The organism is Arthrobacter sp. SPT-J7 (assembly GCF_059089965.1).
This window is the reverse complement of the sequence record NZ_JBNHFF010000545.1, coordinates 1-548: the sequence shown is the minus strand read 5'-3', so window position 1 is coordinate 548 and position 548 is coordinate 1. Positions and strand designations below refer to the sequence as shown.

The window sequence follows — 548 nt, the reverse complement described above, 5'->3', positions numbered from 1 at the left end:
AGTGGTTCACCGCCACCGAAGCGCTCGAATACGGCTTCTTCGACAAGATCGCTGCCCACGCGGGCTCTGTTTCCGGTGGCGGCGGCACGTCGAACGGTACCTCGGGCGAATCAGCTTCCGAGAACTAGACCGGCACAAGAACACTCAGATCAGGAGCAAAGAAAATGAACTACAACTTCGGGTGGTCCGCCGGTAATCTTCCGTCCAGCCGCTACGTCCTGCCCCAGTTCGAGGAGCGCACGCCCTACGGCTTCAAGCGCCAGGACCCGTACACCAAGCTCTTCGAGGACCGCATCATCTTCCTCGGCGTACAGGTGGACGACGCCTCCGCTGACGACGTCATGGCCCAGCTGCTGGTCCTGGAATCCACCGACCCGGACCGCGACATCACGCTTTACATCAACTCCCCTGGCGGATCCTTCACCGCCATGACGGCCATTTACGACACCATGCAGTACATCCGCCCTGAGATCCAGACCGTCTGCCTGGGCCAGGCGGCAAGTGCCGCTGCCGTCCTGCTGGCGGCCGGCACGCCCGGCAAGCGCCTC

General features: G+C 63.0%; 1 protein-coding gene and 1 pseudogene. Both read left to right on the top strand.

Annotation, left to right across the window (positions count from 1 at the left end):
- Positions 1 to 128, top strand: a pseudogene (locus AC5RWX_RS34175) (ATP-dependent Clp protease proteolytic subunit); the annotation flags it as partial.
- Positions 129 to 164: 36 nt separating this feature from the next.
- Positions 165 to 548, top strand: a 384-nt coding sequence (locus tag AC5RWX_RS34170) for an ATP-dependent Clp protease proteolytic subunit (protein ID WP_494100557.1), incomplete at its 3' end; no start/stop codon positions are given.